The organism is Pseudomonas sp. P5_B2 (assembly GCF_056400445.1).
This window is the reverse complement of record NZ_JBFULH010000071.1, coordinates 1-15,188: the sequence shown is the minus strand read 5'-3', so window position 1 is coordinate 15,188 and position 15,188 is coordinate 1. Positions and strand designations below refer to the sequence as shown.

11 protein-coding genes are annotated in these 15,188 nt (G+C 59.5%); 5 read left to right on the top strand and 6 right to left on the bottom strand.

Translation table 11 applies throughout. From position 1 onward, the window contains the following. Positions 1-108 precede the first annotated feature (108 nt). A complete protein-coding gene (locus AC1DRJ_RS09465) occupies positions 109-1,551 on the top strand; it encodes a mechanosensitive ion channel domain-containing protein (RefSeq protein ID WP_477801900.1) in 1,443 nt (480 codons plus the stop codon). A 98-nt stretch (positions 1,552-1,649) separates the two neighbouring features. Beyond that, positions 1,650-2,090, top strand: a complete 441-nt coding sequence (locus AC1DRJ_RS09460) for a carboxymuconolactone decarboxylase family protein (protein ID WP_477801899.1) — start codon at positions 1,650-1,652, stop codon at positions 2,088-2,090. A gap of 99 nt (positions 2,091-2,189) precedes the next feature. Here the strand turns inward: AC1DRJ_RS09460 and AC1DRJ_RS09455 are convergent, their stop codons facing one another. Continuing rightward, positions 2,190-3,539 carry a GGDEF domain-containing protein gene (locus tag AC1DRJ_RS09455; protein WP_477801901.1) on the bottom strand — a complete coding sequence of 450 codons (1,350 nt, stop codon included), beginning with the start codon at positions 3,537-3,539 and terminating at the stop codon, positions 2,190-2,192. 395 nt (positions 3,540-3,934) lie between these two features. Here AC1DRJ_RS09455 and AC1DRJ_RS09450 point away from each other — a divergent pair, with 395 nt between their 5' ends. Continuing rightward, the gene (locus AC1DRJ_RS09450) at positions 3,935-6,856 is read left to right on the top strand and encodes an HD domain-containing phosphohydrolase (protein ID WP_477801898.1); all 2,922 of its coding nucleotides are present in this window, start codon (positions 3,935-3,937) and stop codon (positions 6,854-6,856) included. Between the two features lie 153 nt (positions 6,857-7,009). Here AC1DRJ_RS09450 and AC1DRJ_RS09445 read toward each other — a convergent pair whose 3' ends face one another. The 3 genes from AC1DRJ_RS09445 to AC1DRJ_RS09435 form a co-directional block, all read right to left on the bottom strand. Continuing rightward, positions 7,010-8,602 (bottom strand): DHA2 family efflux MFS transporter permease subunit, encoded by a 1,593-nt coding sequence (locus AC1DRJ_RS09445; protein ID WP_477801897.1) that lies wholly within the window; start codon positions 8,600-8,602, stop codon positions 7,010-7,012. Further along, positions 8,599-9,720 (bottom strand): HlyD family secretion protein, encoded by a 1,122-nt coding sequence (locus AC1DRJ_RS09440; protein WP_477801896.1) that lies wholly within the window; start codon positions 9,718-9,720, stop codon positions 8,599-8,601. Before AC1DRJ_RS09440 ends, AC1DRJ_RS09445 begins: the two co-directional genes overlap by 4 nt. Positions 9,721-9,815: 95 nt before the next feature. Next, complete coding sequence (locus AC1DRJ_RS09435; protein ID WP_477801895.1) at positions 9,816-10,580, bottom strand: AraC family transcriptional regulator; 765 nt, start codon at positions 10,578-10,580, stop codon at positions 9,816-9,818. A gap of 101 nt (positions 10,581-10,681) precedes the next feature. Here AC1DRJ_RS09435 and AC1DRJ_RS09430 point away from each other — a divergent pair, with 101 nt between their 5' ends. Further along, positions 10,682-11,827 carry an MFS transporter gene (locus AC1DRJ_RS09430; RefSeq protein ID WP_477801894.1) on the top strand — a complete coding sequence of 382 codons (1,146 nt, stop codon included), beginning with the start codon at positions 10,682-10,684 and terminating at the stop codon, positions 11,825-11,827. Between the two features lie 83 nt (positions 11,828-11,910). On the opposite strand, the gene AC1DRJ_RS09425 is transcribed toward AC1DRJ_RS09430, so the two are convergent. Both AC1DRJ_RS09425 and AC1DRJ_RS09420 read right to left on the bottom strand, forming a co-directional pair. Then, positions 11,911-13,092, bottom strand: a complete 1,182-nt coding sequence (locus AC1DRJ_RS09425; RefSeq protein ID WP_007943405.1) for an acetyl-CoA C-acyltransferase family protein — start codon at positions 13,090-13,092, stop codon at positions 11,911-11,913. Further along, positions 13,092-13,871, bottom strand: coding sequence for an enoyl-CoA hydratase-related protein (locus AC1DRJ_RS09420; protein WP_477801893.1), 780 nt, complete (start codon positions 13,869-13,871; stop codon positions 13,092-13,094). Before AC1DRJ_RS09420 ends, AC1DRJ_RS09425 begins: the two co-directional genes overlap by 1 nt. 229 nt (positions 13,872-14,100) lie before the next feature. Here AC1DRJ_RS09420 and AC1DRJ_RS09415 point away from each other — a divergent pair. Next, positions 14,101-15,188: polyamine ABC transporter substrate-binding protein (locus AC1DRJ_RS09415; protein ID WP_477801892.1), on the top strand; the 1,088-nt coding region annotated here is incomplete at its 3' end.

The following is a 15,188-nucleotide window of genomic DNA, read 5'->3' as shown; positions in this document are numbered from 1 at the left end:
CCGCTTTCGCGAGCAAGCCCGCTCCCACATTGGTTTTGCATCAATTGCTCCTACACTGTGCCCAATGTATGAGATCTTCGCGCCATTGGCCCTTGCTGGAGTCGCTCGATGCTGTCTTTTTTCACCGATCATCCGTTGGTTTGCGCACTGGTCCTGATCGTGGTCGATCTTGGGTTGTGGCGTTTGATCAGCGCCAATGGCAGCAACTGGAAACTGCTGGTCAGGCTGGTGATTTTCTCATTGTTCAGCGTCCTGCTCTTCAACGAAGGCTTGAACCCGCTGGAGGTAGCCCCTTGGGCCGACAACGTGCCGTTGCACCTGGCGGCCACTGGTTTGCAGATTGGTTGGTGGCTGTTCGGCGCGCGGACCCTGACGGTGCTGATCGGCGCAGTGATGATGCAGCGGGTCGGGCACACCGGGCGCTTGCTTCAGGATCTGCTTGGCGCGGTGATCTTCCTGATCGCGATCATTGCGGCGCTGGCCTACGTGCTCGATCTACCGGTCAAAGGCGTGTTGGCCACCTCCGGCGCCTTGGCGATCATCGTCGGCCTGGCCTTGCAAAGTACCCTCAGCGACGTGTTCTCCGGGATCGTCCTCAACACCACCAAACCCTATCAACTGGATGACTGGATCTCCATCGATGGCACCGAAGGCCGGGTCATCGACATCGACTGGCGTGCCACACGCCTGCAAACCTCACAGGGCAGTATGGCGGTGATCCCCAACTCGCTGGCGGCCAAGGCCAAGATCATCAACTTCAGCCGGCCGAGCGATATTTTTGGCGTATCGATCAGCTTGCAACTAAGCCCGCACGCGCGCCCGCAAACGGTGATCGATGCGCTGGAGCGGGCCATGCAAGGCTGCCGCTTTTTGTTGAACAAACCGGCACCGTGCGTGGTACTCAAAGGCTCCAGCGCCGCTGGCGTGGAATACGAAATCAGTGGTTTCGTGGTCTCGATGGACCAGAAACGCATGGTGCGCAATTTGCTGTTCGATCTGTCTTATCGGCATTTGCAGGCGGCGGGCGTCAGCCTGTTGTCGACCGTAGAACCCAATGCACCTGGCGGCTTGTCACGGCCTCGGGCATTGCTGGAAAGTTCGGCGATTTTCTCGACCTTGCGTCAGGAAGAGAAAGAGACTTTCAGCCAGCACATGACCCTGCAAAACTTTCGTGCCGGGGACATGGTCCTGCCGGCGGGTGAGGTCAGCGATCATTTGTTCATCATCGAATCCGGAGTGGTCTCGGTGGAATTGAGCCGTGGCGGGGTCAAGTTCGAATCCGGGCGTATGGGCCCGGGCGAAGTGATCGGCGAGGGCGGGATCCTGTCGGATACCGCGCTGCCAGCCGATTTCATCGCCAAGACCGCCTGTAGCGTGTACCGGGTCGAGAAGGACTACCTCAAGCCTTGCCTGGATGCGCGGCATGACATTGGCGAGTCGATGAAGGCCTTGCTGGATTTCCGTTTGAGCAAGGCGCAGACGCTGACTCAGGAAGTGCCAAAGGTGGTGGAGCGCAAAGGGTTTTTGCAGTGGTTGCGCAAAAAGGCCTAGCAATCCAATGGCCTCCTCGACTTCTGGAATATTGGCTATTTGTCAGAAGGGCAGGCGGGATTAACGTGGCTCCACCACCACTTGTACCGGAGCCCCCCATGCAACCTCGTATCGATTTCTACACCGCTTCCCCGGATGCGCTCAAAGCCATGATCGCCCTGGAAACCGCGGTGTCCAGGCTGCCGCTGGAAAAAAACCTGATTGAACTGGTCAAGCTGCGCACCTCGCAAATCAACGGCTGCGCCTTCTGCCTCGACATGCACAGCGCCGATGCCCGCAAGGGCGGTGAAGACGAGCGCCGTCTGCACACACTGTCGGCCTGGCGCGAAACGCCGTTCTTCACCCCGCGTGAACGTGCGGCGCTGGCCTGGACCGAATCGCTGACGCTGGTGAGCCAGACCCATGCGCCGGATGAGGATTACGAAGTGGCTGTGTCCGAGTTCAGCCCGAAAGAACTGGTCGACCTGACCGTGGCCATTACCACCATCAACGCCTGGAACCGCCTGGCGATTGGCTTCCGCAAAATGCCTCAAGCCTGATCAGTGAGCATCCGCTGACGGCGCGGCCGGTGGGCGCACCTTGCACATCAGGGTCACCATCGCCGTGGCGATGATGAAGCAGATGTTCCAGGCTTGAATCTATATGACTTGTTGTGCTCCTCCATTGATAGTTAATAAGCATTCATCACTCACATAGCGGTCACGGCCTTGTTGTTTGGCCTGGTAAAGCAAAAGGTCGGCACGGATAAGCATGGCCTGAATGTTGTCTTCAGGCCCACGCCAAGCGGTGACACCTATGCTACAGGTGACGCCAATACGTGTTCCGGCATAGTCCAGCGTCGAATCGCGCAGGATCTGCAACAAGCGCTCGGCCATCGTATGTGCGCCCGTCAAATCGGTATTTGGGAGCAGGATGAGGAACTCTTCCCCGCCGAGGCGGGCGACCAGGTCATGTTGACGCACAACCTGGTTAAGTAGCTGGGCAAAAAACTTCAGCACCTCATCTCCCCCGTCATGGCCGTAGGTATCATTGACCCGTTTGAAGTGGTCGATATCCAGCATCAATATGCACAACGAACTGGGCGTACGGATGGCCCTGGCCAATTCCGCCTTTGCCAGTGCCATCGCCTCCCGTCGGTTGTACAACCCGGTAAGAAAGTCGCGGGTCGCCGCTCGATGCTGTATCCCGTAGGCGTCAATCAATTTTCCCGACAGCCAAATGATCAACAGCACACTGGCAAGCATGCCAACCAGCATTGACAAACCGAGGCCATTCCAGCTCAGGAACAGTGACAGGAAACTCGGTGTCAGGATTTCACTATAGAACTGCAGGTGCAGGGCATGTTGTGGGTCCTCTATGTCCCGGACAAAACGCTCCTGGCCTTGCTCCTCTGAAATGTGTGTCGTGCGCCAGCTGGCGGCTGTGACAGGAATCAGATCTGCCTTGTCGTCGGTAAAATGTATGTCGACATACAAGGGGGGTTCATGGCCGTGGCTCACGGCGACATGCACGATAAGCGCATCGACAAACGCCGGCCCGATCGCCGAACGCGGCGGCAGCGGTAACGGCTGTAACCGAGTCTGTGTTTCCTGTATCACTGCGTTATGCCCGCTGCAGCTGTAGCCCAGGAGTTGTCCGCTGGTCATCTGAATGCCGCCCTTCGTCAGGCGTATTTGCGGCGCCAGCGGACTGGGCAAAGCCGCCACTTGATGTATGGGGACTTGCAATGTGTACTGGGACAGCTCTTCGATACCCTCCGTCAGGGTATCGGTGGCGCGCTGCTGTTCGGCAATGTACTGGTCTGGCAGACATCCGGTCGGTAGGGGGTTTGCCTGAAGCAGTGAATGTTGCAGTTTATGGGTCGCCAGCTGGCGTACCAGAGTGTCATAGCCCCAGCTGCTTCGATGAGCCAGCAATGCTTGCTGCCCCTCCAATAGCAGAGCGCGCTGACGGTGATAGCGGTCGGCTACCCCGGAAACGGCAATCACGATCAAGACTGCCCCTATAATCCAGCTGCCAATCTTGACTGCGCGCGCATACTCGATTACCCACCTCATGAATATCACTCCGACAGGGCATTGGCAGTGCTTGTCTTGCGATCCCGTTGCCAGGCCGTCGAGCACCTGCTCAGAGTAGATCATTTAACGGTGTAGCCAACTGACCGCGTCATTCCGGTATCGCAGCGATTTCGCTCCCGCTGCACATTTGTGTGATGACAACGAACTCACGTAAACATCGACTACACCCTGGCACTGTTGTGGCAGGTGATCGGCAGTAGCTTATTTTTTCGTTTGCTAGACTGACCGTGCGCGGGACTCAGGCCTGCCGCAGATACCCCGGCGGTTCCCGGAGATATCGTGATGCACCCGTCGAGGGAAGATAGATGCAAACGCACAGGAGTTACCCGCTTCACATTCATCTCTGGGCGCTGTTTGGGGCCGTTGTGCTGGTGGTCGGAGCGCTGACGTGCGGCATCAACTTCATGATGACCAAGACAGCCCTGGAAGTCGCAGCATCCGAAGCAATGAATCAGATCAGCGATGATACGCGCGACAAAATAGAAGAGACTGTGACGCCGGCGCGGATCGCGGTCACGCTGATCAGCCACAGCTCCCTGGCCGAGGCAACCTCTCTCGATCAGCGCCTGCAGCATCTGGCGCTGGTTCGTGATGCGTTTGGATTGTCGCCACTCCTGCTATCACTTTACGTCGGTTATGCAGACGGCAGCTTCTTCATTGTCAGGCCGCTGCGCGACGAGTCAACCCGCTTGACCTTCCACGCACCGCAGCAAGCCAGCTACGTCATAAACAGTGTCGAACGGGGCAGTGGCGCACCACAAGGCAAGCTTTACTTTCTCGATTCCAATCTCAAGACGCTCGCGATCCAGGAGGACGCGGATTTCGCATCCCACTTCGATCCGAGGCAACGGTCGTGGTACACCAGGGCCATGGCGGCGGGCTCGCTCATTCGCACCGAAGCCTATACGTTCTTTATCGATCGAGTGGTCGGCGCAACGTTCGCTATCCCCACCGATAACCGCCGCGCGGTGGTGGGAGGAGATTTCCGGCTGGACTCACTCGGGCAAATGCTCGCGCGCAAGGAGACTACCGCGCGTTCGGTGGCCGCTCTACTGGATGCCAGTGGCCAGGTCATCGCGATCGACAGGAAACTCCCTGCTTCGGTATCGGCCACAGATTCCATTCGGACGGACCGACTCACGGTCGCCAGTGAATATGGGGTTCCCATCCTGACGTTTCTTGCTAACGGCATCGAAGCATTGGGTAATGCACCCCGCCGGCAAGAAGTGACGTCCGCTGGCGGCGAGATGTGGTACACGACAATCGACCGGTTGACGTCAGACGACGGCAAACCCCTCTTCCTGGTCTCGGCTATTCCAAAAGACGAATTGCTCAAGGGCGCCAGGCAGCAGGCGTGGATAGGGATGGCGGCTACCGTCATTGTCATATTGCTTGCGATACCCTTGATCTGGTTTGCGGCGCGATACATCTCCCGGTCCCTGCAAGCTCTCGCAGATGGAGTCGAAGCCGTACGCCGGTTTGATTTCCACCAGCCGGTTTGCGTACCGTCGCGCATCAGTGAGGTGCATGATCTTGGCATCGCAACCGAAGAAATGCGGCACACGATCCAGCGCTTCCTGTTGATAGCGCAAGCCGTGTCTGCGGAAACCCGACTCGATCACCTTCTGCCTTTGCTTCTGCGCAAAACCCTCAATGCCGCGGGTGGCAACGCAGGCGTACTGTACCTGGTGGAAGGCCGCGCTTTGACGGTCGCCGCAGCATTTGATCGCGATGGCAACGCTGTAACGCAAGCTGTGGCGAACACTTCAATCGAGCACGCATTGCCTGTGATCGGCTTCGCAGCCCACACTAACGTTGCGCAATCTCGCTACTTCACGGCAGATGAGATCCGTGATGCGAACCTCGAAATGTTGACGTCGGCTCAATCGAATCACGTTGCAGCCATCCCGCTTGCCACCCGCGAGGACGAGCTGTTGGGCGTCATTCTAATACTGCGCGACACCCCGCTGGAGGCTGCGCAGCTCGCCTTTGTCAGTACACTGGCCGGCCTGTGCACAGGCTCACTCGAGATGCAGGGGCTGACGAAAGCTCAGCGCGATCTGTTTGATGCGTGCATCCGGCTTCTGGCTGGGGCCATCGATGCGAAGAGCCCGCACACCGGCGACCACTGCGAGCGCGTACCCGAAATGGTCAAGATGCTGGCCACCGCAGCCTGTGATGCCACCGACGGTCCTTATGAGTCGTTCGGGATGACGGACCAACAATGGGAAGCCCTGCATGTCGCTGCCTGGCTGCACGACTGCGGCAAGGTGACGACCCCCGAGTACATTATCGACAAGGCGACAAAGCTGGAGACCCTCTACGACCGGATTCACGAAATCCGCATGCGCTTCGAGGTGCTAAAGCGCGATGCCGAGATAACGTATCTGCGCTCGGTCGCCGCTGGCGAAACTGACGAGGCCGCACGCGAGCGACGTGACGCCGAACTCAAGGCGCTTGACGACGACTTCGCATTCGTCGCCACTTGCAATCAGGGTGGTGAGTTCATGGACACTGCACATAAGGCGAGATTGCTACAGGTCGCTGGCCGTACCTGGCTGCGGACCCTGGATGATCGTATCGGCCTCTCGCAGGAAGAACAGGCACGCAAGGCACACCACCCGGCAACGCCGCTACCTGCATTGGAGCCACTGCTGGCCGATAAGCCGGAACACGTGATCGCGCGAACAGCGCATGACACGATCCCGGCGGACAATCCGTGGGGCTTCAAGCGCAACACCCCCAAGCATTTGTACGATCGGGGCGAGCTGCACAACCTGCAGGTGGGAAGGGGAACCCTCTCTAACGAAGAGCGCTTCAAGATCGAAGACCACATCGTGCAGACACAGATTATGCTGTCGCGCTTGCCGTTCCCCAAGGAGCTGCGCCAGGTACCGGAAATAGCCGGCAATCATCACGAGAAGATGGATGGCACCGGATATCCCCGGAAACTGCATCGGGACGAAATGAGCCCGCTGGCGAGAATGTTGGCCATTGCGGATGTCTTCGAGGCGCTCACGGCAGGTGACCGGCCATACAGGAAGGCGAAGAGCCTGTCCGAGGCGGTCCACATCATGTCGATAGCCAGGGCGCAGCAGCACATCGATCCGGAACTGTTCGATCTCTTTCTGACATCCGGGGTGTACCGCCGCTATGCCGAGCGCTATATGCAACCTGAGCAGATTGATGAAGTTGATATTGCACAGTATCTGGGGACGAACGCATGAACGTGCCGCAGGTGAGCGGGTGCGGCCCGGCAGCACCAAACCGGAATCGACATGCCTTGGCCCGGGTGCCTCTTCAGGGAAAAGGCTTCGACAGCGGGGGGGCGTCAGCCTCCGGTGTTATTGATCTGACGTATAGGCTGGTCTCCGAGCGTCTCAATGAGCATCGGCGCTCGGCGCGGCCGGTGGTTGCACCTTGCGCATCAAGGGCACCATCGCCGTGGCAATGATGAAACACACCATAATCATCAAAAACGCGTCGCCATAGGTTTGTGTCTGGGCTTCGCGGTAGGTCAACAGCCATAACTGGTGCAGGCTCGCGGTGACGCCCGTGTCACCGCTGTGGCCAAGGGCGGCGAAGTTGTTGCCGACCTGCGACAGCCACTGATTCAGCGCTTCGTTGGTGCTGTTGAGGTGTTCCGCCAGCCGGGTGAAATGCAGGTTGGTGCGGTCGTTGAGGATGGTCGCGCAGGCAGCGATGCCGATGGCACCGCCCAGATTGCGCATCAGATTGAACAACCCCGACGCATGTTTGAGCCGTGCCGGCGCCAGGCCACCCAAGGTCAACGTCACCGCAGGCGGCACCGCCAGTTGCTGGGCAATTCCGCGCAACGCTTGCGGCAGCATCAGCTCTCTGGCGCCCCAGTCGTGGGTGATCGGGCTGAAATCCCACATCGACAAGGCGAACAGGCCAAGGCCAGCCATCATGATCCAGCGCAGGTCGACGCGATTGGCCAGAAAGGCGTACAGCGGAATCGCCATGATCTGGAATACCCCGGTGGAGAAAACCGCCAGTCCAATGTCCAGCGCGCTATAGCCACGCACCCGGCCGAGAAACAGCGGCGTCAGGTAAATGGTGGCAAACAGGCCGATCCCGGTGACGAACGAAAAGAAGCAACCGAGGGCGAAGTTGCGATCTTTCAGGGCGCGCAAATCGACGATCGGATTGGCCACGTGCAAGGTTCGGCCGATGAAGGCCAGCCCGGAGAGACCGCTGATCCAGGCAGTGGTGAGAATGGTGCTGTCGCTGAACCAGTTCCAGCGCGGGCCTTCTTCAAGGGTGTATTGCAGGCAGCCGAGAAACAGCGCCATGAATATCATGCTCAGATAGTCCGCGCCCTTGAGCAGCGACAATTCCGGCTGGTCGATTTTCACCAGCATCGGCACGGCCACGGCGACGAAAATCCCCGGCACCAGGTTGATATAGAACAGCCAGTGCCAGGACGAAATGTCGGTAATAAAGCCGCCGATCACCGGGCCCAGCGTCGGTGCCAGCGAGGCCACCGCGCCAATGGTTGCCGCCGCGATCACTCGTTGTTTACCGGTGAAGAAAAAGAATGCGGTGGTGAACACCAGCGGGATCATCGAACCGCCGAGGAAGCCTTGCAGCGCCCGAAAGGCGATCATGCTCTGGATATTCCAGGCGACGCCGCACAACAGGCTGGCCAAGGTAAAACCGACCGCCGAAGCGCAGAACAACCAGCGGGTCGAAAACACCCGCGATAGCCAGCCCGACAGTGGAATCACGATGATTTCGGCGATCAGGTAGCTGGTCTGTACCCACGCCGTTTCGTCGGTGCCGGCCGAGAGTCCGCCGCCGATGTCACGCAACGAGGCGGAAACGATCTGGATATCCAGCAGCGCAATGAACATGCCGATGCACATGCTGGCGAAGGCGAACACCTTGGTCGCCGTCGCCATGTCGGCGGGATTGAACGGTTGCGCAGGGACGGCGAGGGCGCGGCTCATGGTGTACTGGCCACAACTGGGGTTCCAGCGTCTTTGCGGGTGTCGACTTCAGCCGTCACCGACAGACCCGGACGCAGGTGACCGAGCACACCGTCAGCCGGATCGAGGATGATGCGCACCGGCACTCGCTGGACGATCTTGGTGAAGTTGCCGGTGGCGTTTTCCGGTGGCAGCACGCTGAACTGCGAGCCACTGGCCGGTGCGAGACTGCCCAGATGGCCGTGGAATTCCTGCCCCGAGAGCACGTCCGCATGGATGACCACGCGTTGGCCCGGAATCATCCGCGCCAGCTGATCTTCCTTGAAGTTGGCATCCACCCACAAACCACTGGATGGCACCACCGACAGCAGCTGCGAACCCGCTTGCGCATAAGCGCCGACCCGCGCCCGACGATTGCCGATCACGCCATCCACTGGCGCCTTGAGTTCGGTGTAGCCCACATTCAACTGCGCCAGATCCCGTTCGGCCCGAGCCTGCATCAGTGCGGCGCGGGCTTGCTGTTTCTGGGTGTCGATCACGTTCAACTGACGTTGCGCCGCCAACAGTTCGGCTTGGGCCCGCGAACTGTGCGCTTGAGCGGTCTTGAACGTGGCGTCGGCCCGCTGTGCGCTTTCCACCGAAACCGCGTTGCTGTTCACCAGTTTTTTGTAGCGGGCATTGTCATCCCGGGAACGGGCGGTTTCCGCGCCTGCGGCATCGATCCCGGCGCGAGCCTGGCCGATCACCGCGTACTGCAATTGTTCGGTGGCGTCGAGGTTGGCCAGCAAGGCTTCTTCGGCAGCGACCGCGCCTTCGGCCTTGGCGAGATTGGCGCGGTAGTCGCGGGCGTCGAGGCGGATCAGCACATCGCCGGCCTTGACCTTCTGGTTGTCGGTGACCAGTACCTCTTCGATATACCCGGCGACTTTCGGGCCGATGACCGTGACGTCGCCGCCGATGTAGGCATCGTCGGTTTCCTCGATGAAACGACCGGCCGTCCACCAGTGAGTCGCATACAGCCCGGCAAAACCCAGAGCAGCGATAACCGCCGTCAGCAGGATCAACCGTTTGAGCAGGGGAGGCCTGGGTGTGCTCACCGGGACAGCAAGGTCGGGTTCGAGGCTGGGCATGCTGGTCATGGGGTTACCTGTGAAAAACGGGTGTTTATTACGCATGTAATATGACGTAGGTAATATTTGCTGGCAATTGATTTCTGCTGCCGGTCGTCAGGTGTTTATTTGAGCCAGTGGCCTGGGGTCCTGCCGGTCATGTCTTTGAAGAACGCGATGAATGCGCTATCGCTGGCGAAACCGCATTCGAATGCGCTGTAGCTGACGCTGCGCCCGGTAGACAGCAGCTCGATGGCGCGCATCAACCGCCACTGCTGGCGCCATTGCTGATAGCTCATGCCGGTTTCGCGCTGGAAGATTCGTCCGATGGTGCGACCGCTGGCGCCAATCTGTTTTTCCAGCACTTGAAGCTCCGGCGGCAGTTGCTCAGGCGTCGCCAACAGCGACGCCAGGCGCTTGTCTTTCGGCAGGGGCAAGAGCATCGGTTGTTGAGCGGCATCGCGAATTTCGCTCAGGCACAGCCCTAGCAGGTGAACGAATTTGCCCTGCTGCCAATCGGTGTCGAAATCGGCGAGGGCGATAGGTTCCAGCACTGCCCGCAGCAAGGGGCTGACTTCAATCACGCAGACCTGTGGCGGCAGTTCGGCACACAACGCCTGTGTCAGGTAAATGGAGCGGTAATCGACGCTTTGCTGCATGACGGCGCGGTGTTCCACGCCCGGCGGAATCCATGCGGCACGCGACGGTGGCAACAGGCACAGCTGCTGCGCGAGGGTGATGCGGGTGCAGCCCTGACGGGTGAACAGCAACTGTCCGCGCTCATGCCGATGTAACTCGGAATCATGATCACCCAACGTAGCGGCGATGCCGATGACTGACGCCGGATAGCCATCCGGATCGAATTGCGTGTGGGCATCAAGCCAGGCCATGGATTGTCCGATTTCAATGATTAGTTGGCAGGATCTGGATAATACGCCAGCTACGGCAGCTTTAAGCTGCTCGCCAGTTTTTCCTGAAAAGAGCAGTGGTGATGAATTCAAAAAGCTTATTGGTCTTGGCGATCGCGTTGCTGATGTTCCCGCAGATGGCCCAGACCCTCTACAGTCCGGCGCTGGCCGACATCGGCCAGGCCTTTGCCGTGGGCCCGCAGCAAGCTGCGCACACCCTGTCGGTGTATTTCCTCGCGTTCGCCTTTGGCGTGGTGGTATGGGGGCGGATGTGTGACCGCATCGGCCGACGTCCTTCGATGCTCGCAGGCCTCGCGTTGTACGTCGTTGCATCGGTGCTTGCGTTGAATGCCCGAACGTTCGAACTGCTGTTACTGGCTCAGGCGCTGGCCGCGTTCGGTGCGGCGGTGGGCTCGGTGGTCACGCAAACCTTGCTGCGCGACCGCTTCAAGGGGGCCGAATTGGCGCAGGTTTTTTCAGTGATGGGCATCGCGCTGGCGGCCAGTCCGGCAATTGGTCTCTTCACCGGGGCCAGTCTGGTGCAGGCGTTCGGGTATCAAGGTGTATTGGGGTGTCTGTTGCTGTTGTCATCGGCGTTATGGCTGTGGTGTTTGCGAGCCTTGCCGGAAACCCGACCGCAAAACGTGAAGACAGCCGCGATGCTGGAGACGCTGTGGCGGATGCTGCAAGACCGTGATATCTGGCGTTCGACGCTGTTGGTAGCGGTGTTCAATATTGCGTTGTTCAGCTACTACAGCCTGGGGCCGTTTGTGTTTCAGCGACTGGGTTTGAGTGCGCAATGGTTCGGTTACAGCGGCGTGATCCTGGCTTTGGGTTCCGGCCTCGGCGCCTGGCTCAACAAACGGCTGCTGCATCGGGGGTTCAATGGTCCGCAGCTGATTCGGCTTGCGGCAGCGTTGGCATTGTCGGGCGGTGCAGGCGTGTGGCTGATGCAAGAGAGCGCACTGTTTGTGCTGGCAATGTTGCTGGTGGTGCTGGCGTTCGGCATGGCGATCCCGAACATCCTGGGTTCGGCCTTGGTGAACTATGGTGATCGGCTGGGGACGGCCGGTGCGCTGTTTGGTTTGCTGTATTACCTTTTGATCGGCGGTGGGCTGATGCTTGTGGCCTGGGGGCAGGTGTTGGGGGAGTCCTTGATGCTATGTGGCGCGGCGGCATTGCTTCTGACGCCAACACCAAAGCCCACTGTGTCAGACCTTCCGGCATGACCACCCTGGTTGCTGCGCCGCGTAAAAAAAACGGCATCAAGCGGCTGCGATGCCCGGCATTGCACCGGGCATCGCGTTGACACTTAAGCGCGTTCGAAAATCGCTGCAATCCCCTGACCACCACCGATGCACATGGTCACCAGCGCATAACGGCCGTTGGTGCGATGCAGTTCGTGGATAGCTTTGGTGGCGATGATCGCGCCAGTCGCGCCGACCGGGTGACCCAGGGAGATACCCGAACCGTTCGGGTTGACCTTGGCCGGGTCGAGGTCCAGTTCCTGGCTGACGGCACAGGCTTGGGCGGCGAAGGCGATGTTGGCTTCGATCACGTCCATGTCGGCGACGGTCAGGCCGGCACGCTTGAGCGCCAGGCGAGTAGCAGGAATCGGGCCGAGACCCATCAGTTCCGGTTCAACACCGGCGTGGGCGTAGCTGACCAGACGGGCCATAGGGCGCAGGTTGTTGGCTTGCACGGCAGCGCCGGTGGCCATGACCAGCGCAGCGGCGCCATCGTTCAGGCCGGAGGCGTTGCCTGCCGTCACTGTGCCGTCTTTCTTGAACGCAGGCTTCATGCCCGCCAGTTGTTCCAGGGAAGTAGCGCGAGGATGTTCGTCGACGCTGAACAGCTTGGTTTCCTTGCGATCACGGATTTCCACTGCAGCGATTTGCTCGCTGAAGTAGCCATTGGCGATGGCGAATGCGGCGCGCTTCTGGTCTTCCAGGGCCAGGGCGTCTTGCATCTCGCGGGTGATGCCGTTGCGTGCGGCGACGTTTTCGGCGGTGATGCCCATGTGGATGCCATGGAACGGGTCATGCAGGATGCCCAGCATGTAGTCGATGGCCTGGACGTTGCCCATGCGCGCACCCCAACGGGCGGCAGGCATCAGGTACGGGCCGCTGCTCATGGATTCGGCACCGGCACCGATGGCGATGTCGGCGTCGCCCAGCATCAGGGTTTGCGCGGCATTGATGATCGCTTGCAGGCCGGAACCGCACAGGCGGTTAACGTTGTAGGCCGGGGTCTCTTTCGGGATGCCGGCGTTCATCGCGGCGACCCGGGAGATGTACGCATCGCGGGTTTCGGTCGGGATCACGCTGCCCATCACCAGATGGCCAACTTGCGCCGGATCTACGCCGGAGCGTTGCAGGGCGGCCTTGACAGCCGTGGTCGCCAGGTCGACCAGCGGAACGTCTTTGAGCGAACCACCAAAAGTGCCAATGGCGGTACGTGCGGCGCTGACAACAAAAATATCCGGGGTGTTCATTACGGCTTTCCTCTTGGTGAATGCTTTTCTGTACTGCGAATAAGAAGGTTGGTCAACGCTGTTTGCGCTTCAGGTGACTTGAGACGCTCGATGAACAACAGGTTTTCCTGACGAATAGTGGCTTGTAATATCGGCAACGACGCCTGTTTAAGCAGTTTTCGGCTCTGGCGCACGGACTCCTGCGGCAATGCCAACAACCGGCGGGCCAGGTGTTGTGCGGCGTCGAGGCATTGTTGCCCGTCGTCGAACAGTTCGTTGGCCAGTCCACACGCAACCGCGCCAGCGCCGTCGAGGCTGTCACCCCACAGCAGCAGACGAGCGGCACGAGCATGGCCTAGCAGGCGCGGCAACAACAGGCTCGCACCGAACTCCGGGCACAGGCCCAGGTTCACAAACGGCACGCGCAGCTTGGCGTTACGTGTCACCAGCACCTGATCACAATGCAGCAGAAGCGTGGTGCCAATGCCGATGGCCGCTCCGCACACGGCGGCGATCAACGGTGTTTGCAAGTGGATGACGACGTTCATCAGGTGAAACGCAGGGCTCTCCAGATGCGTCGGCGGATGTTCGAGAAAATCTGCCAGATCATTGCCGCTGGTGAAACAAGTAGTGCCGCCCGTGAGGACGATAACGCCGATAGTGGCGTCTTCGTCCGCCGCCAGCAGCAGATCAGCCAACTGCGTATACAGGCGGTTATTCAGGGCGTTGAGCTTATCGGGGCGGTCAAGCGTGAGCGTCAAAACGCCTTCGTTTCGATCCTGTTTGATCAGCTCACTCATGGAATGCTCCCGCCTGTTTTGTCCGGCAGCCACTCTAAGCGCCCGGCCGCTTTGGGGGCTATGACAAAACGAGTCAACGAAACTGCTGCTTTTTGCCATGTTTTGCCCCAGCGCTGGTCGCCAAACGGCTCACACACCCATTCGGGGTATGGTGCCGTTGGCCCAATCGCTCAATAGTGGGCGCAACCGGTCATCCAGAACCGACTTCGCTTGATAAGGTGAATTTGCTATGCGCAAGGCCCTCCTGGTGATTTTCAGTCTGTTGCTTGTTCCGCTGACACTGAATGCACAAGCCGCCACCGACGTGAACGAAAGTAATACGCTGCGGCTTTATAACTGGGCGGACTACATCGGCGAAAAAACCCTTGCCGACTTTGAGAAAGCCTCCGGGATCAAGGTGATCTACGACACCTTTGATGCTTACGAAACCGTGCAGGCAAAGTTGCTGACCGGACACTCCGGTTACGACCTGGTGGTATTGAATGCCTCCCTTGCGCCACCGTTGATCAAAGCCAAAGTGTTCCAGCCGCTGGATAAGAAGTTGCTGCCGGGCTGGACCAATCTGGACCCGAAAGTCTTGCAGGACTTGCAAGGCTTTGACGCCGGCACCCTGTACTCCGCGCCATACACCTGGGGCAGCAACGGCATCACCTACAACGTCGACAAGATCAAGGAACGCATGCCAGACGCGCCGATTGGTTCGCTGGCGATGATCTTTGACCCGAAAATCGTCTCGCGCTTCGCCGATTGCGGCGTAACCCTGGTCGATGCGCCCACCGAAGTCATTCCACTGGCGTTGAAGTACCTGGGACGCGACCCGCGAAGTGCCGCGCCGGAAGACTTGAAAGCCGCGCAGGATTTGTTGCTGTCCGTTCGGCCGTACATCCGCAAGTTCGACTCGGTCAACTACCTGACCAGCCTGCCCAATGGCGATGTGTGCATGGCCATGACCTGGTCGGGCGACTACGCAACGGCCATGGCCCGCGCCGAAGAAGCCAAGTTGAAGATCAAACTGGCCTATTTCATTCCCAAGGAAGGTTCGCTCATCTGGTTCGACAACATGTACATCCCCGCCGACGCGCCGCATGTCGCCAATGCACACAAATTCCTTGAGTACTTGATGCAGCCACAGGTGATGGCGGACGTGACCGACTACATCCATTACGCCAACAGCAACGCAGCGGCCACGCCGTTATTGAATGCCGATGTGCGCAGCAATCCGGCGATTTACCCCGATGAAGAAACCCGCCAGCGGCTGTTTCCGCAAAAGACTCAGGACGCGAAAGAGATGCGCGCCATCACCCGCGTCTGGAGCAC